Origin of the sequence: Xanthomonas sp. 3498, from assembly GCF_014199795.1 — a bacterium.
Taxonomy (GTDB): domain Bacteria; phylum Pseudomonadota; class Gammaproteobacteria; order Xanthomonadales; family Xanthomonadaceae; genus Xanthomonas_A; species Xanthomonas_A rydalmerensis.
The window spans coordinates 440,103-457,619 of the sequence record NZ_JACHOH010000004.1 but is presented as its reverse complement, the minus strand read 5'-3'; the positions used below and the strand labels follow the sequence as shown (position 1 = coordinate 457,619).

At 70.7% G+C, this 17,517-nt stretch carries 14 protein-coding genes; 10 read left to right on the top strand and 4 right to left on the bottom strand.

Annotated features, from left to right (window positions below; all coding sequences use genetic code 11):
- Positions 1-222: 222 nt before the first annotated feature.
- The 4 genes from GGR66_RS14665 to GGR66_RS14650 all read right to left on the bottom strand — a co-directional run bounded on the left by GGR66_RS14665 (position 223) and on the right by GGR66_RS14650 (position 4,234).
- The gene (locus GGR66_RS14665) at positions 223-501 is read right to left on the bottom strand and encodes an oxidative damage protection protein (protein ID WP_184448736.1); all 279 of its coding nucleotides are present in this window, start codon (positions 499-501) and stop codon (positions 223-225) included.
- Positions 502-542: 41 nt separating this feature from the next.
- Positions 543-1,604, bottom strand: a complete 1,062-nt coding sequence (gene mutY / locus GGR66_RS14660; protein ID WP_184448735.1) for an A/G-specific adenine glycosylase — start codon at positions 1,602-1,604, stop codon at positions 543-545.
- A 166-nt stretch (positions 1,605-1,770) separates the two neighbouring features.
- On the bottom strand, positions 1,771-3,159 hold the full coding sequence (gene ftsY, locus GGR66_RS14655; RefSeq protein WP_184448734.1) for a signal recognition particle-docking protein FtsY: 1,389 nt from the start codon (positions 3,157-3,159) through the stop codon (positions 1,771-1,773).
- A gap of 367 nt (positions 3,160-3,526) precedes the next feature.
- Positions 3,527-4,234, bottom strand: coding sequence for an AraC family transcriptional regulator (locus GGR66_RS14650; RefSeq protein ID WP_017911046.1), 708 nt, complete (start codon positions 4,232-4,234; stop codon positions 3,527-3,529).
- Between the two features lie 173 nt (positions 4,235-4,407).
- On the opposite strand from GGR66_RS14650, the gene GGR66_RS14645 reads away from it, so the two are divergent.
- The 10 genes from GGR66_RS14645 to GGR66_RS14600 all read left to right on the top strand — a co-directional run bounded on the left by GGR66_RS14645 (position 4,408) and on the right by GGR66_RS14600 (position 17,470).
- Positions 4,408-5,349: a 4-hydroxyproline epimerase gene (locus GGR66_RS14645; protein ID WP_167087558.1), complete on the top strand. Its 942-nt coding sequence runs from the start codon at positions 4,408-4,410 to the stop codon at positions 5,347-5,349.
- A complete protein-coding gene (locus GGR66_RS14640; protein ID WP_184448733.1) occupies positions 5,346-6,446 on the top strand; it encodes an FAD-dependent oxidoreductase in 1,101 nt (366 codons plus the stop codon). The genes GGR66_RS14645 and GGR66_RS14640 overlap by 4 nt, the downstream gene beginning before the upstream one ends.
- A complete protein-coding gene (locus GGR66_RS14635; RefSeq protein ID WP_010343411.1) occupies positions 6,443-6,691 on the top strand; it encodes a (2Fe-2S)-binding protein in 249 nt (82 codons plus the stop codon). Before GGR66_RS14640 ends, GGR66_RS14635 begins: the two co-directional genes overlap by 4 nt.
- Positions 6,684-8,054, top strand: coding sequence for an FAD/NAD(P)-binding oxidoreductase (locus GGR66_RS14630; protein ID WP_184448732.1), 1,371 nt, complete (start codon positions 6,684-6,686; stop codon positions 8,052-8,054). Before GGR66_RS14635 ends, GGR66_RS14630 begins: the two co-directional genes overlap by 8 nt.
- A complete protein-coding gene (locus GGR66_RS14625; protein ID WP_184448731.1) occupies positions 8,051-8,956 on the top strand; it encodes a dihydrodipicolinate synthase family protein in 906 nt (301 codons plus the stop codon). The genes GGR66_RS14630 and GGR66_RS14625 overlap by 4 nt, the downstream gene beginning before the upstream one ends.
- A 1-nt stretch (position 8,957) precedes the next feature.
- Entirely contained in the window at positions 8,958-10,550 is a 1,593-nt protein-coding gene (locus GGR66_RS14620; protein ID WP_184448730.1) for an aldehyde dehydrogenase family protein, read from the top strand.
- The gene (locus GGR66_RS14615; RefSeq protein ID WP_184448729.1) at positions 10,547-11,755 is read left to right on the top strand and encodes a Xaa-Pro peptidase family protein; all 1,209 of its coding nucleotides are present in this window, start codon (positions 10,547-10,549) and stop codon (positions 11,753-11,755) included. Before GGR66_RS14620 ends, GGR66_RS14615 begins: the two co-directional genes overlap by 4 nt.
- Before the next feature lie 82 nt (positions 11,756-11,837).
- Positions 11,838-13,661: a DUF885 family protein gene (locus tag GGR66_RS14610; protein WP_184448728.1), complete on the top strand. Its 1,824-nt coding sequence runs from the start codon at positions 11,838-11,840 to the stop codon at positions 13,659-13,661.
- Positions 13,658-15,490, top strand: a complete 1,833-nt coding sequence (locus GGR66_RS14605; RefSeq protein ID WP_184448727.1) for a DUF885 family protein — start codon at positions 13,658-13,660, stop codon at positions 15,488-15,490. The genes GGR66_RS14610 and GGR66_RS14605 overlap by 4 nt, the downstream gene beginning before the upstream one ends.
- 408 nt (positions 15,491-15,898) lie before the next feature.
- Positions 15,899-17,470, top strand: a complete 1,572-nt coding sequence (locus tag GGR66_RS14600; protein WP_184448726.1) for an APC family permease — start codon at positions 15,899-15,901, stop codon at positions 17,468-17,470.
- Positions 17,471-17,517: the final 47 nt, after the last annotated feature.

Sequence of the window (17,517 nt, the reverse complement as noted above, 5' to 3'; positions counted from 1 at the left end):
TGGACTTCCCACACCTCCTCCGATGATCAGTCGGAAGACATGACGCCTGTTTAAGGGCGCCAGGTCCAGATACAAGGAGCGGCTTCAGCCGCGACGGGCGTTCCTGGTAAGGCCTTGTCGCGGCTGAAGCCGCTCTTACGAGATCGCGTAAAGTGCGACGAAAGCAGGCGCTTGGCGGAGTCTTAGCGTGGTGCGTGCCGTGACGCCACGACGCGGCGCCGCTCAGGACGCCTGATCGGGTGCCACGTAGCCGTCGGGCTTGTCGGCGCCGCCCTGGAACAGGAATTTTTCCAGCTCCGCTTCGAGGAATGCGCGGTGCTTGGGATCGCGCGGCGACAGCCGGTTCTCGTTGATCAGCATGGTCTGGTGCGCCAGCCACGCCTGCCAGCCGGCCTTGCCGATGTGCGCGAACACGCGCTTGCCGAGCTCGCCGGGATACGGCACGTAGTCGAGCCCTTCGGTGTCGCGTTGCTGGTACTGGCAGAAGACGGTGCGGGACATGGCAATTCCTGGCGATGCGCGCACGGCCCCGCGTTGGTGCGTCAGAGGCCGTCGAGCAGTTTGCGGATCGGTGCGGGCAGGCCCAGCGTCGACAGGTCGGCGCGCGCCACCCAGCGCAGGTCGTCATTGTCGCCCAGCGCATCGCTCATGGCGACCTTGCGCAGGCGCAGTGGCTGCAGGTGCAGGCGGTAATGGCTGAAAGTGTGCACGATCGGCGGCAGCGCTTCGGCATCGTCGTAGGCGCGCCCGCGCATCCAGCGCGCATACCAGGCGCGCAGTTCGCTGTCGGTGTCGGCCTGCGGCAGCGTCCACAGCGAGGCCCAGATGCCGGTCGGCGGCCGCCGCTGCAGCAGCAGTTCGCCGGCGGCGTTCTCCAGCAGCAGGGCCAGCGCTTCGCGCTCGGGCAGGGTCTTGCCCGGCTTGGGCGTGGGCAGCGCCTCGACCAGGCCGTCGCGACGCGCCACGCAATCGTCCTGCAGCGGACACAGCACGCAGGCCGGATTGGCGCGGGTGCACAGGGTGGCGCCGAAATCCATCTGCGCCTGGGTGTAGTCGGCCATGCGCCCGTCGGGCACCGCGTCCACATGCGACTGCGCGAGCGCCCACAGCGGCTTTTCCACCGCCGGCAGGCCGGGGTAGCCGGCGATGCCGTGGTAGCGGGTCAGTACGCGCTTGACGTTGCCGTCGAGGATCGGGAAGCGGTCGTTCCAGGCCTGGCTGAGGATCGCGCCGGCGGTGCTGCGGCCGATGCCGGGCAGCGCATGCAGGGCATCGAAATCGCGCGGCAGTTCGCCGCCGTGCAGTTCCACGCAGCGCTTGGCGGCGGCGTGCAGATTGCGCGCGCGGGCGTAGTAGCCGAGCCCCGCCCATTGCGCCATCACCGCATCGTTGTCGGCGGCGGCCAGCGCCGGCAGGGTCGGGAAGTGCTGCAGGAAGCGCAGGAAGTAGGGGATGACCACCGCCACCTGGGTCTGCTGCAGCATGATTTCCGACAGCCACACCCGGTACGGACTGCGCGGATGCTGCCAGGGCAGGTCGTGGCGGCCGTGGCGATCGAACCAGGCGAGCAGGCGGGCGGGGAAGGTGTCGGAGGGCTGGCGCATGCTGGCAGGAACTCGTGCCTTCTCCCTCCGGGAGAAGGTGGCCCGAAGGGCCGGATGAGGGTACGGGCGAAGCCTGGTGCGGTTGGGGTGGTGCCAGTGCTGGCTTGGCAGGCTCCGCCGCACCCTCACCCCAACCCCTCTCCCGGAGGGAGAGGGGCTTCAGCGGTCAGCCGCCGAGCGCTTCTGGCAGCAACGCGTCGACGAAGGCTTCGGCGTCGAACACGCGCAGGTCTTCGGGGCGTTCGCCGATGCCGGCGAAGCGGATCGGGATGCCGAACTCGCGGGCCAGGGCGAACACCACGCCGCCCTTGGCGGTGCCGTCGAGCTTGGTCACCACCAGGCCGGTGACGCCGACCGCTGCATGGAACTGGCGCAGCTGCGACAGCGCGTTCTGGCCGGTGGTGCCGTCGATGACCATCAGCACCTCGTGCGGCGCGCTGGCGTCGAGCTTGCCGAGCACGCGACGGATCTTGCCCAGTTCGTTCATCAGCCCGGTCTGGGTGTGCAGGCGGCCGGCGGTGTCGGCGATCAGCACCTCGGTGCCGCGCGCCTTGCCGGCCTGCAGCGCATCGAAGGCCACCGAGGCGGCGTCGGCGTTCTGGCCCTGTGCGATCACGCTCACACCGTTGCGCTCGCCCCAGGCCTGCAACTGCGCCACCGCCGCGGCGCGGAAGGTGTCGCCGGCAGCCAGCATCAGGCTGTGGCCTTCGTCCTTGAAGCGCTTGGCCAGCTTGCCGATGGTGGTGGTCTTGCCGACGCCGTTGACGCCGACGGTCAGCACCACGAAGGGCTTGGCGTTGCGATCGATCTGCAGCGGCTTGGCCACCGGCTGCAGGATCGCCAGCAGGTCGGCGCGTAGCGCTTGCTGCAGCGCCCTGGCGTCGACGAACTCGCGCGCCTTCATGCGCTTGCGCAGGTTTTCGATCAGCGCGGTGGTGGCGGGGATGCCGACGTCGGCGGTGATCAGCGCGGTCTCGATCTCGTCGAGCAGGTCGTCGTCGAGCTTGGGATTGCGCGAGAACAGGCTGCCGACGCTGCGCGCGAAGCTGCTGTTGCGCAGGCGCTCGCGCCAGCCGGGCTTGCCGGCCGGCGCGGCGGGCAGGGCGTCGCTGCGTACCAGGTCGGCGTCGGCGGCGGGCACGGACGCGGCGTTAGGTGTCGGCGCGGGTACCGCAGCGGGCTGCTGGGCGGGGGCGGGCGTCGGGTGCGGCACGCTCGGTGCCGGCGCGGCGGCTGGCGGCGGCACATAGGCCTGCGGCGGCGGTGTGGGTGCTGCAGCCGGCAGCGGCGTCGGTTGCGGCTGCGGGGCAGCGACCGGGGCCGGCGCCTGGACGGGGTGTTCGGCGACCGGCGCGGGCGCTGGCTCCGGAGTAGGAGCGGGTGCTGGGGTGGCAGGCGCCGCCTCAGCGGCAGGCGACGCCGACGGCGCAGGCGCAGCGGGTTCGGCGCTTGCCGGCTTGGGGAAGGCGGCGGCCAATTCCTCGATGCTGTAGCGCTGCGTGCGGCTCTCGCCGGCGTTGTCCTGGGGCTTGTTGCGGCGGAATAGGCTGACCATGGATGACGCGTGGACCGGAAACGCGGAATGCTACCACTTGCGACCTGAGCGGCCTGTGCAGCGGGGGCGGCTGGGATGGTCGGCAAGGTGGACTTCGGGCGTCGCGACTGCGTATGCGTGTGTCGCGCTAGGCGCGGTTCCTGGCCCTTTGTGGGATCAGCCGCGACAGGCGGATTCCCACTGAAGCACAGTCGCAGGGTGCAGGTGCGGAATTGGCATGGTTTTTCGACGTAATGGCTCCGCCGTACCCTCACCCCAACCCCTCTCCCGGAGGGAGAGGGGCTCTTGCATATCCAGCGTCGCGATCTCAACGCGCGCATTCAGCTCGGAAACGAATCCCCATTCCCGAATCCCCAATCCCGGCTCTTCACAGCTTGCCCTTCATCGACCGATAGTCGCGCGGGGTCATGCCGACGGTGGCCTTGAACTGGCGGGCGAAGGCGCTCTGGTCGGCGAAGCCGCACAGTTGGCCGATGCTGGCGATGCTGTCGTCGCCGTGCAGCAGGCGCATCGCCGCTTCGATGCGCATCTTGGTCAGCAGTTGCTGCGGGGTCAGCTGGAACACGCGACGGAAATGCCGCTCCAGTTGCGCCACCGACAGCTCGGCCAGGTCGGCCAGGGTCTGCACGCGCAGGTTGTCGCCGTAGTGCGCCTGCATGTGCTCCATGGCGCGGCTGATGCGCTCGTAGGCGGAATGGCGGCTGTCCGGCTGGCCCAGATCGCGGGAGATGCCGACCACGCCGATCACCTCCTCGCCCTCGCACAGCGGGCGCTTGAAGGTCAGGCACCAGCCCGGGGTGCGGTTCGGGAACAGGTGCACTTCGAGCTGGTTCTCGATCACCTCGCCGCACAGCACGCGCCGGTCCTGCATCAGGTAGCTGCCGCCCAGCGGCAGCGGGAACACGTCCGCGGCCGATTTGCCGATCAGGTCGGCGCGGTACTTCTTGCCCAGCCGCCGCACCAGGGTCAGGTTGACGTGGGTGTAGCGGCCGTCGCGGTCCTTCACGAAGAACACCACGTCCGGCAAGGCGTCGAACAGCGTCTGCAGTTCCAGTGCCGAAATCAGAGTGTCCATGGCGTTCACCTGCGGGAGTGGGCGGCGGTGCGGGCGCGCCGCCGCGCGTCCCCCTGAATGCCGATGCTAGCCTAAGTCGGCGCCGTCGGGCGTCGCCGGGTTGTGCGAACTTCCGCATTGGCGACAGGCAAACGCTGCTAGCCGGCGGCGGTGCCGAATGTGAGCATGGCCCCATGCATACACTCGATGTCATCGACTCGCACAGCGCCGGCGAACCGACCCGTGTCGTCGTCTCCGGCTTCCCCGATCTGGGAACCGGTTCCCTGGCCGAGCGCCGCGAGCTGTTCCGCACGCGCTTCGACCGCTGGCGCAGCGCCATCGCCTGCGAGCCGCGCGGCTCGGACACCATGGTCGGCGCCTTGCTGCTGCCGCCGGTGGCCGCCGACGCCTGCGCGGCGGTGATCTTCTTCAACAACGTCGGCTACCTGGGCATGTGCGGCCACGGCACCATCGGCCTGGTGCGCACGTTGGCCGAGCTGGGCCGGCTGAGCCCGGGCACGCACCGGATCGAGACGCCGGTGGGCACGGTCGGCGTGGAACTGCACGCCGACGGCCGCGTGTCGGTCGACAACGTCGAGAGCTATCGCCATGCCACCGGCGTCGACGTGCAGGTGCCCGAGTACGGGCGCGTGCGCGGCGACGTGGCCTGGGGCGGCAACTGGTTCTTCATCACCGAACAGACCCCGTGCGCGCTGGAACTGCGCCACCAGCGCGCGCTGACCGCCTATACCGAGGCGGTGCGGCTGGCGCTGGAGGCGGCGGGCATCCGCGGCGCCGACGGCGGCGAGATCGACCACATCGAGATCAACGGGCCGGCGCCGGACGCCAGCGCCGATGCGCGCAACTTCGTGCTGTGCCCGGGCCTGGCCTACGACCGTTCGCCGTGCGGCACCGGCACCAGCGCCAAGCTGGCGTGCCTGGCCGCCGACGGCAAGCTGGCGGCGGGCCAGGTGTGGCGCCAGCAGGGCATCCTCGGCAGCGTGTTTGAGGGCAGCTATGCGGCCGGCACCCGCGGGGTGCTGCCGCGCATCACCGGGCAGGCCTACATCACCGCGCGTTCGCAATTGCTGATCGATCCACAGGATCCGTTCGCCTGGGGCATCGGCGCCGCATGAGCGGTTTCGACCTGATCGTCGTCGGCGCCGGCATCGTCGGCGCGGCCTGTGCCGATGCGGCGGCGGCCGCCGGCCTGCGCGTGGCGATCGTCGAGTCGGGCAGCATCGGCGGCGGCTCCACTTCCGCGGCGATGGGCCACCTGGTGGCGATGGACGACGATCCGGCGGAACTGGCGTTGTCGGCGTATTCGCTGCGCCTGTGGGAAGAATTCGCGCCGCTGCCGGAGGCGGAGTTCAGCCGCTGCGGCACGCTGTGGGTGGCGCGCGAGGCGCGCGAGCTGGAGGCGATTCCGGCCAAGATCCAGCGCCTGGCCGTGGCCGGCGTGCAGGCCGAAGCGCTCGATGCGCAGCGGTTGTATCAATTGGAGTCGGCCCTGGTGCCGGGCCTGGCCGGCGGCATGCGCGTGGCCGCCGAGGCAGTGGTGTATCCGCCGCGGATGGCGCGCTACCTGGTCGAGCGCGCCTGCGCCGCTGGCGCGCAGCTGTACGCCGGACGCCGCGCCACCGCGCTGCTCGATGCCGGCGTGCGCCTGGACGATGGCAGTGCGCTGCATGGCCCGGTGCTGGTCGCCACCGGCTGCGCCGTGCCGGAGCTGCTGCCGGAACTGCCGATGCGCGCGCGCAAGGGGCAACTGGTGATCACCGACCGCTATCCGGGCTTCGTCGCCCATCAATTGCTGGAACTGGGCTACGCCGACAGCGCGCATGGCAGCGACGGCAGCAGCGTGGCGTTCAACGTGCAGCCGCGGCCGACCGGGCAGATCCTGATCGGCTCCTCGCGCGAATTCGACGCGACCGACCGCGCGGTGTCCATGCCGATGCTGCAGCGGATGCTGGAGCGCGCCTTCGCGTTCCTGCCCGGCTTGCGGCAACTGCAGGCGATCCGGGTGTGGACCGGCCTGCGTCCGGCCACGCCGGACGGGCGGCCTTACCTGGGCGCAGTGCCGGAGCGGCGCGACGTGTGGGTCGCGGCCGGCCACGAAGGCCTGGGCGTGACCACCGCGCTGGGCAGTGCGCGTCTGCTGCTGGACCAATTGCTGCAGCGGCCCACGGCCATCGACCCGGCGCCGTACGCGCCGGCGCGGGCGCTGGCATGAGCGCGCGGATGCTGCGCCTGCAGGTCGACGGACGCGACGTCGAAGTGCTCGACGGCAGCAGCGTGGCCGCGGCGGTGGCGCAGGTCGCCACGCATTTCCGCCGCTCGCGCAGTGGTCAGCCGCGCGCGCCGCTGTGCGGCATGGGCGTGTGCGCCGAGTGCCGGGTACGCATCGACCGCGTCGGTCAGTTGCGCGCCTGCATCACCCCGGCGCGCGACGGCATGCAGGTGTGGACCGATGGCTGAGCCGCGCGCCCACTACGACGTGCTGGTGATCGGCGCCGGCCCGGCGGGGTTGGCGGCGGCGCTGGCCGCGGCCGCGCATGGCCGCCGGGTCGGCCTGGTCGATCTGCAGGCGCGTGCCGGCGGCCAGATCTGGCGCCACGATGTCGCCCACGCGCCGCCACGCCTGGCCGCGCGCGCGCTGGCGCAACTGGCGGCCAGCGCGGTGACCTTCCTGCCGCAGACCCAGGTGCTGCTGGCGCAGGACCGGCAGTTGCTCACCGATGGTCCGGATGGCCCGCGCTGGCTGGGCTACGACGCGCTGGTGCTGGCCACCGGCGCGCGCGAATTGCTGTTGCCGTTCCCGGGCTGGACCCTGCCCGGGGTGACCGGCGCGGGCGGCGCCCAGGCGCTGGCCAAGCAGGGCTGGCCGCTGCGCGGACGGCGCGTGCTGGTCGCTGGCAGCGGGCCGCTGCTGTTGGCTTCTGCGGCGACGTTGCATCGCCACGGCGCGCAGGTGCTGGGCATCGTCGAACAGGCGCCATGGCGTGCGTTGGCCGCATTCGCCGCCCAACTGCCGCTGCGTTGGCCGGACAAGGCGCTGCAGGCGCTGGCGCTGCGCACGCAACTGGCCGGGGTCGGCTACCACGCCGGCAGCGTGGTACTGGCCGCACATGGCGAAGGCCGCGTACAGGAGGTGGAAATCGACGGCCCGCATGGTCGCCGCCGTCTCGCCTGCGATCAACTGGCGGTGGGCTACGGCCTGGTGCCGAACGTGGAACTGGCGCAACTGCTGGGCTGCCGTCTGGGCCGCAGTGGCACGCATCCGTGCGTGGCGGTGGATGCGCAGTTGCGTACCAGCATCGACGGCGTGTACGCCGCCGGCGAGGCGCTGGGCATCGGCGGGCGCGATTGCGCGCGGGTGGAAGGCGCCATCGCCGGCCACCTAGCGGCCGGCCAGGACGCCGATGCGCAGGCGCTGCAGCCGCAGCGGCGACGCGCGCGCGCCTTCGCCGGGCTGCTGCAGCGGCAGTTCGCGCTGGATCCGCGCATCCATGCGTTGGCCGCGCCGGACACGCTGGTGTGCCGCTGCGAGGACGTGCCGCTGGCCGCGCTGCGCGGCCACACCGACCTGCGCGACGCCAAGCTGGCCTCGCGCTGCGGCATGGGCGCCTGCCAGGGCCGCATCTGCGGCAGTGCGCTGACCGAACTTGGCCTGGCCGCGCGCGCCGACGATTTCTCCGACGACGGCCGCCGGCCGCCGCTGTTCCCGGCGCGGCTGGACGCGCTGGCCCATCCCTGTCCGGACCCCGGTCCGGACACCGCTTGCGCCGCGCCGTCGCGCGCGGCATCCCTTCGCAACTCTCCACAAGGTGTACATCCATGAGCAAGGCTTCCTTCTGGTACGGCGTGCTGCCGGCCATCACCACCCCGTTCAACGCCGACGGCAGCATCGACCATGCGTTCCTGGCCAAGCATGCGCAGTTGATGATCGACGCCGGCTGCACCGCGATCGTGCCGCTGGGTTCGCTGGGCGAAGCGGCCACGCTGAGCTTCGACGACAAGCTGGCGATCCTGAAGACCCTGGTGCAGGCGGTCGATGGCCGCATCCCGGTGGTGCCGGGCATCGCCGCGCTGTCCACCGACGAGGCCGTGCGCCTGGCGCAGGCGGCCAAGCAGATCGGCTGCGGTGGCCTCATGGTGCTGCCGCCGTACGTGTATTCCACCGACTGGCGCGAGATGGGTGCGCACATGCGCGCCGTGATCGCCGCCACCGACCTGCCGGCGATCCTGTACAACAACCCGATCGCCTACAAGACCGATTTCAGCCCGGCGCAGATCGCCGAGCTGGCTGCCGAATTCCCGAACCTGCAGGCGGTCAAGGAATCCTCCGGCGACGTGCGCCGCTTCGCCGCGCTGGGCGAGTTGCTCGGCGACCGCCTGGTGCTGCTGGTGGGCATGGACGATGCGATCGTCGAAGGCCTGAGCATGGGTGCCAAGGGCTGGATCGCCGGCCTGGTCAATGCCTATCCGAAGGAGTCGGTGAAGCTGTTCGAACTGGCCCGCGACGGCGGCTACCCGGCGGCCAAGGCGCTGTACGACTGGTTCCTGCCGCTGCTGCGCCTGGACACCGTGCCCAAGTTCGTGCAGCTGATCAAGCTGGTGCAGGAGAAGGTCGGCCTGGGCAGCGAGCGCGTGCGCGCACCGCGGCTGGTACTGGAAGGCGCCGAGCGTGAGGCCGCGCTGAAGGTCATCGACCACGCCATCGCCACCCATCCCGGGCACTGAGATGAGCATGCAACCGCTGTTGCTGGCCGGCCATTGGCAGGCCTCGCTGGAGGAGCGCGGTAGTTTCCGCGCCGAGGACCCGCGCGACGGAAGCGAGTTCGGTCCGTCGTTCCCGATCAGCGGCGCCGCCGACCTGGAAGCGGCGCTGAGCGCGGCGGCGCTGAGCGCCGACGCGCTGGCCGCGGCCGCGCCGGAACGCATCGCCGCGTTCCTGGATGCGTATGCGGACGCGATCGACGCCGACGTCGAGCGCCTGGTGGCGCTGGCGCATGCCGAAACCGGCCTGCCGGTGGAGCCGCGCCTGGCCAAGGTGGAACTGCCGCGCGCCAGCGGGCAGTTGCGCCAGGCCGCGCAGGCGGCGCGCAGCCACAGCTGGGCGCAGCCGGTGATCGACACCGCGGCCGGCCTGCGCGCGCAGCTGGGACCGCTGCACAAGCCGGTGCTGGTGTTCGGCCCGAACAATTTCCCGTTCGCGTTCAACGCGGTGGCCGGCAGCGATTTCGCCTCGGCCATCGTCGCGCGCAATCCGGTCATCGCCAAGGCGCACCCTTCGCATCCGGCCACCAGCCAGCGTCTGGCGCAGCTCGCGCACCAGGCGCTGCTGGCCAACGACCTGCCGGCGGCGACGGTGCAGTTGCTGTACCACTTCGACAACACGCTGGGCCTGGAACTGGCCGGCGATCCGCGGCTGGGCGCGATCGGCTTCACCGGCAGCCGCGCCGGCGGGCTGGCGCTGAAGGCCGCCGCCGACCGTGCCGGGGTGCCGGCCTATGTCGAGCTTTCCAGCGTCAATCCGGTGTTCCTGCTGCCGGGCGTGCTGGCCGAACGCGGCGCGGCACTGGCGCAGGAGTTCTTCGCCTCCTGCACCATGGGCAGCGGCCAGTTCTGCACCAATCCGGGCATCGTGGTGGTGCCCGAGGGCGAGGCCGGCGATGCCTTCGTCGTCGCCGCCACCGCGCATTTCGCCGCGGCCGCGCCGGCGCTGCTGTTCTCGCGCGGGGTGCTGGAGCATCTGCAGCGCAGCGTGGGCACGCTGCGCGATGCCGGCGCCGCGGTGCTGGCCGGTGGCGAGGCCGATGCCGGGCCGGGCTATCGGCATGCGCCGACCCTGCTGGAGGTGTCGGCCGAGGCGTTCCTGCAGCAGCCCGAGGCGCTGCAGACCGAGGCGTTCGGGCCGGTCAGCCTGATCGTCCGCGGCGGTGGGGTGGGGCAGTTGACCGCCCTGGCGCGCAGCTTCGAAGGCAATCTCACCGGTACCCTCTATCGCGCCGCCGATGGCAGCGACGATCCGGTCTTCGCCGCGCTGGCCGCGGCGCTGCGTCCGCGTGTGGGGCGGCTGATCTGCAACAAGATGCCGACCGGCGTGGCGGTGAGCCCGGCGATGAACCATGGCGGCCCGTATCCCAGCACCGGCCATCCGGGCTTCACCGCGGTCGGCATGCCGGCGGCGATCCGTCGCTTCGCCGCGCTGCACAGCTACGACGGCGTTCCCGACGCGCTGTTGCCGGCGCTGCTGCGCGACCGGAATCCCGGCGGCGTGCAGCGGTTGATCGATGGCTGCTGGAGCACCGCCGACGTGGAGCGCAGCGCATGAGCGAGCAGTCCCAGATCGGCGGGCTGACCCTGGAGCAGGCGCATGCGCAACTGGCGCCGTGGCCGCAGCGGGCGCCGGCGATCCAGGAGCCGGAGTACCGGCAACGCCTGGCCAACGCGCGTGCGCTGATGCGCGCGCACGGCGCCGACGCGCTGCTGATCGGCGCCGGTGCCTCGCTGTGCTACTTCACCGGGGTGCCGTGGGGCGCCAGCGAGCGCCTGGTGGCGATGCTGCTCACCGTCGAAGGCGATCCGCTGCTGATCTGCCCGGCGTTCGAGGAAGGCTCGCTGGACGCGGTGCTGTCGGTGCCGGTGCGCAAGCGCCTGTGGCAGGAACACGAGGACCCGCACGCGCTGGTCGCCGAGGCCTTGCTGGAGCTGGACGCGCAGAGCCTGGCGCTGGACCCGGGCGTGGCCTTCGCGGTGCATACCGGCTTGGCCGCGGTGCTGGGCCGCATCGCGATCCGCGATGCCGCGGCCATCGTCGACGGCTGCCGCATGCGCAAGTCGCCGGCGGAACTGGCGCTGATGCAGCAGGCCTGCGACATGACCCTGCACGTGCAGCGGCTGGCCGCCGGGCTGATCCGCGAAGGCATCACCACCGCGGAACTGACCCGTTTCATCGACCAGGCGCACCGTGCGCTCGGCGCCGACAACGGCTCGACCTTCTGCATCGTGCAGTTCGGCCACGCCACCGCGTATCCGCACGGCATTCCCGGCGTGCAGGCGCTGCGCCCGGGCGAACTGGTGCTGATCGACACCGGCTGCACCGTGCAGGGCTACCACTCCGACATCACCCGCACCTACATCTTCGGCGAGCCCAGCGAGAAGCAACGGCGTATCTGGCAACTGGAGCACGAGGCGCAGGCGGCGGCCTTCGCCGCGGTGCGGCCGGGCGTGGCCTGCGCGGTGGTGGACGAGGCCGCACGCAAGGTGTTGCAGCGCGCCGGGCTCGGCCCGGACTACCAGCTGCCAGGGCTGCCGCACCGCACCGGCCACGGCTGCGGCATGAGCATCCACGAGGCGCCGTACCTGGTGCGCGGCAATGCGCTGGCGCTGGCGCCGGGCATGTGCTGCAGCAACGAGCCGATGATCGTGGTGCCGGGCGAGTTCGGCGTGCGCCTGGAGGATCATTTCTACGTCACCGAAGACGGCGCGCAGTGGTTCACCCCGCCGTCGCCGGCGATCGACCGGCCGTTCGCCTGATGCGCAGGGCGGCCGCCCACGACCCTTGCGCGGCGGCCGCCGCGGCGTGCCACGGGCGCGTGCCGCCCTGCGGAGTCCATCGATGAAACGCATGCCTCTGCCCGCCGCCGGCGTGCTGCTGCTGAGCCTGCTGGCGGGCTGCCAGCCGTCCGCAGCGCCGACGTCCTCCGCGGCGGCACCGGCCAAGGCCGCGGTGCCGCCAGCGCAGGCCTTCGCCGCGCTGCTCGATGCGCAATGGCAGTACCAGCTCGCCCACCATCCCGAGTTCGCCAGCATCATCGGCGACAGCCGCTACAACGATCGCTGGAGCGACTATTCGCTTGCAGCGCTGGAGGCCGAACGCCAGGCCACCGCCGGGTTCCTGGCGCGCTTCGATGCGATCGATGCCAAGGCGCTGTCGGCGCAGGAGCGGTTGAGCCTGCAGATGATGCAGCGCCAGTTGCGCGACCGGCTCGAGGCGATCGCGCTGAAGAACGACGAGATGCCGCTGGAGCCGGTCGGCGGCATCCAGGTGGCGCTGCCGGGCTACGCGCAGGCGTTTCCGTTCGCCAGCGTCAAGGACTACGAGGACTACATCAAGCGCCTGCAGGCGATCCCGGCGCTGCTCGACCAGGTGGTGGCGCTGTCGCGCGCCGGCGCCAAGGATGGGCTGGTGCAGCCGAAGTACCTGCTCGAACGCATTCCCGCGCAGGTGCGCGAGATCGCCGCGCCGGCCGGCGCCGACAGTCCGTTCGCGGCGCCGCTGCAGCAGTTCCCGGCGGCGGTGCCGGAGGCGGAGCGGCCGCGCCTGCGCGCGGCGATGATCGCGGCGATCGACCAGCAGGTGCGCCCGGCCTATCGCAAGCTCGCCGATTTCGTCGCCAACGAATACGCGCCGCAAGGCCGCGCCCACGAAGGCCTGTGGTCGCTGCCCGATGGCGCGCGCCGCTACCGCTTTGCGATCCACACCCAGACCACCACCGACCAGTCGCCCGAGCAGATCCACCAGACCGGCCTGGCCGAGGTCGCGCGCATCGAAGACGAGATGGGCGCCATCGCCAAGCAACTCGGCTATGCCGATCTGCCGGCGTTGCGCCAGGCGGTGGCGCAGCAGCGTCGCTTCTTCGCCAGCTCGCCCGAGCAGATCCTGCAGCGCTACCGCGACGACATCGCGCAGATGCAGCCGATGCTGCCCAAGCTGTTCGGCACCTTGCCGAAGACGCCGCTGGAGGTGCGCGCGATGCCCGCGTTCCGCGCCACCGCGCCCGGTGCCGAGTACTGGCAGAGCGATGCGCAGGGCAGCAAGCCGGGGCTGGTGATGGTCAACACCAGCGACTACGCGCACCGCACCCTGGTCAACATCGAGGCCACCGCGTATCACGAGGGCGTGCCCGGCCATCATCTGCAGATCTCGCTTGCCCAGAGCCTGCCGTTGCCGCCGTTCCGCCAGCAATCCGGCTACAACGCCTACGTGGAAGGCTGGGCGCTGTACGCCGAGCGGCTGGGCAAGGAAGTGGGCTTCTACCGCGACCCGTACAGCGACTACGGCCGCCTGGCCGGCGAACTGCTGCGTGCCAACCGGTTGGTGCTGGATACCGGGGTGCACTACAAGCGCTGGACCCGCCAGCAGATGATCGACTTCTTCCACGCGCATCCGTCCGACGACGAACCCAGCATCCAGTCCGAGACCGACCGCTACATCGTCTGGCCGGGCCAGGCGCTGGGCTACAAGCTCGGCGAACTGGACATCCTGGCGCTGCGCGAGAAGGCCAGGCGCGCGCTGGGCGAGCGCTTCGACATCCGCGCCTTCCACGATGCCGTGCTCGGCGGCGGCGCGATGCCGCTGGACCTGCTGGACGCGCGCATCGACGCCTGGATCGCCCAGGTCCAGGCCGGCGCCCCCGCCACTCCGGAGACCCCACGATGATGTCTCGTTCCCGATTGCGCACGGCGCTGGCTCTGGCCATCGTCTGCACCCTGGCCTGGCAGGGCGCCGCCGCCGCCACGCCGGCACAGGCCTCCGCGCCGGCCTCCGCAGCCCCCGCCGGCGATGCCGGCGCGCGCTTCAAGGCGCTGTACCAGCGCGAGTGGAAATGGCGCCAGGAGCAGTTCGCCGGTGCCGACGACGAAGATGCGCAAGGGCAGGCCGCCGATCACCTGCCCAAGGTCGATCCGGCCACCCAGGCGCAGCGCACTGCCTACTGGCAGCAGGTCCTGCATGACCTGGACGCGATCGACCCGGCGCAGCTGTCGGCGCAGGACCAGGTGAACTACCAGGTCTATCGCCAGCAACTGCAGGTGCTGCTCGACCAGCAGCGGTTCCGCGTCTGGGAAATGCCGTTCAACAGCGACAGCGCGTTCTGGAGCGACCTGGGCTTCACCGCGCGCGCCACCCTGCGCAACCGCGAGGACTACCAGCGCTACCTGGGGCAGCTTGCCGACATCCCGCGCTACTTCGACGAACAGATCGCCAACATGCGCGCCGGCCTGGCACGTGGTTTCGCGCAGCCGGCGGTGACCCTGCAGGGCCGCGACCAGTCGATCGCCGAGGTCGCGCAGGCGACCGGCGAGAGCAATCTGTTCTACACCCCGTTCAAGCAGATGCCGACGACGATCCCGGCGCCGCTGCAGGCGCAGTTGCGCGCGCAGGCGCGCACGGCGATCGCCCAGCAGGTGGCGCCGGCCTACGCCAAGCTGCTGCGTTTCATGCGCGAGGAGTACCTGCCCAAGGCGCGCCCGGCGCTCGCCGCCGAATCGCTGCCCGACGGCGCCGCGTACTACCGTGCGCAGATCCGCGAATACACCACGCTCGACCTCAGCCCCGAGCAGATCCACGCGGTGGGCCTGAAGGAAGTGGCGCGGCTGCGCAAGGAGATGGACCAGGCGATCGCCGACAGCGGCTTCAAGACCCCGCCGGGGCAGCAGACGTTCCCGGCGTTCCTGCACTACCTGCGCACCGATCCGAAGTTCTACGCCAAGACTCCGGAGGAACTGCTCAAGGACGCGGCCTGGATCGCCAAGCGCGTGGACGGCAAGATCGGCGACTACATCGGCCGGCTGCCGCGGCAGCGCTTCGCGATCGAGCCGGTGCCGGCGGATCTGGCGCCGTTCTACACCGGCGGCCGTGGCGGCCCGGGTATCTACCTGGTCAACACCTATGACCTGCCGTCGCGGCCGCTGTACAACCTCACCGCGCTGACCCTGCACGAATCCTCGCCCGGCCATGCGCTGCAGATGCCGCTTGCGGCCGAGCAGCAAGGCCTGCCGGACTTCCGTCGCTATAGCTACATCTCCGCCTATGGCGAGGGCTGGGCGGTGTACTCGGAGTACCTGGGGCAGGAGATGGGGATGTACGACACCCCCTACGACCGCTTCGGCTACCTGACCTACCAGATGTGGCGCGCGTGCCGGCTGGTGATCGACACCGGCATCCACCACAAGGGCTGGACGCGCGAGCAGGCGCAGGCGTTCCTGCGCGACAACACCGCGCTCAGCGAGCACGAGGTGACCACCGAGGTCGACCGCTACATCGCCTGGCCTGGCCAGGCGCTGTCGTACTACCTGGGCGAGCTGAAGATCCTGGAGCTGCGGCGCAAGGCGGAACAGGCGCTGGGCGAGAAGTTCGACCTGCGCGCGTTTCACGACGCGGTGCTGGAAACCGGCTCGGTGCCGCTGCCGGTGCTGGAGCAGCGCATCGATCGCTTCATCGCCGAGGGTGGGAAGTCGCCTTGGGCGCGGGAGGCGGCGAAGCAATAGCCCCTCTCCCTCCGGGAGAGGGGTTGGGGTGAGGGTAGGGCGCGAAGCGCATGCGGTGTTTCAGCTGCACGAGGCTGCGCCCGCACCCTCATCCGCCCCTGCGGGGCACCTTCCCCCAAAAAGGGGGCCATGGTCCCGAGGGGAGAAGGGAGCAATAAGCCCCTCTCCCCTCGGGAGAGGGGTTGGGGTGAGGGTCGGGCGCGAAGCGCATGCGGTGTTTCAACTGCACGAGGCTGCGCCCGTACCCTCATCCGCCCCTTCGGGGCACCTTCTCCCGGAGGGAGAAGGAATCACCGGCTTCGGCCGGGCTGCGCGAGCCCCTCTCCCCCCGGGAGAGGGGCTGGGGTGAGGGTAGGAAGCATCGCAGATCGTTGATTCGCCAGTGACACCAATCCAGCGGGAGACGCCATGGCCGCACAAGGCAAGTTCCACAAGCGCTTGAGCCTGACCGATCTGACCTTCATCGGTCTGGGCTCGATCTTCGGTTCCGGTTGGCTGTTCTCCGCCAGCCACGTCTCGGCGATCGCCGGGCCGGCCGGCATCGTGTCGTGGATCGCCGGCGGCGTGGCGGTCCTGCTGCTGGGCCTGGTGTACTGCGAACTCGGCGCGGCCCTGCCGCGCGCCGGCGGCGTGGTGCGCTACCCGGAGTACTCGCATGGCGTGCTGCTCGGCTGGCTGATGGGCTTCATCACCCTGATCGCCTTCTCCAGCCTGATCGCGATCGAAGTGGAAGCAGCGCGGCAATACGCGGCGGCGTGGTTCCCCTGGCTCAACCAGGCCGGCAGCACCCATCCCAGCGTCGCCGGCTGGCTGCTGCAACTGGCGCTGCTGGTCGCGTTCTTCCTGCTCAACTACTACAGCGTCAAGACCTTCGCCACCGCCAACAACATCGTCAGCGTGTTCAAGTTCCTGGTGCCGGTGCTGGTGATCGTGCTGCTGATGGCGCACTTCGATGCGCGCAACCTGCACGTGCAGGGCTTCGCGCCGTTCGGCGCGGCCGGAGTGGAGGCGGCGATCTCCGCCGGCGGCATCATCTTCGCCTACCTCGGGCTGACCCCGATCGTGTCGGTGGCCAGCGAAGTGCGCGATCCGCAGCGCAATATCCCGATCGCACTGATCCTGTCGGTGGCGCTGTCCACGGTGATCTACGTGCTGCTGCAGCTTGCCTTCCTCGGCGGTGTGCCGGCGCAGCACCTGGCCAACGGCTGGGGCGGCATCGACAAGGCGTTCTCGCTGCCGTACCACGACATCGCCCTGGCGCTGGGTATGGGTTGGCTGGCGGCATTGGTGATCTGCGACGCGATGATCTCGCCCAGCGGCACCGGCAACATCTACATGAACGCCACGCCGCGGGTGGTGTACGGCTGGGCGCGCAGCGGCGGCTTCCTGCCGGTGTTGACGCGCGTCGATGCCGCCTCCGGCATCCCGCGCCCGGCGCTGTGGCTGAGCCTGGGCCTGTCGGTGTTCTGGACTCTGCCGTTCCCGTCGTGGGAGACCCTGATCCAGGTGGTGTCGGCGGCGCTGGTGCTCAGCTATGCGGTGGCGCCGGTGACCGTGGCCGCGTTGCGGCGCAGTGCGCCGGAGCTGCCGCGGCCGTTCCGGCTGCGCGGCATGGCGCTGCTCGGCCCACTGTCGTTCATCGTCGCGGGCCTGATCGTGTACTGGTCGACCTGGAGCACGCTGTCGTGGTTGCTCGGCCTGCAGATCGCGATGTGCGTGCTGTACGTGCTGTATCGGTTACCCAACGCCGCCGGCCGTGCGCGGCTGTGGCGGCAGGTGCGCGGCGTGCTGTGGCTGATCGTGTTCTTCGCCCTGGTCCTGGTGGTGTCGCGCCTGGGCACCTTCGGCGGCAGCGGCTGGATCACGCATCCCTGGGACACGCTGTGCGTGGCGGCGATCGCGTTGGGTTGCTATCACTGGGGCGCCCGCAGCGGCCTGCGCCATGAGGAGTTGGCGCTGGAAGAGGATGACGGGGAATAGCCCGTTGTGGATGTACGTAGGAGCGGCTCTTGTCCCCTTTTGTGGGA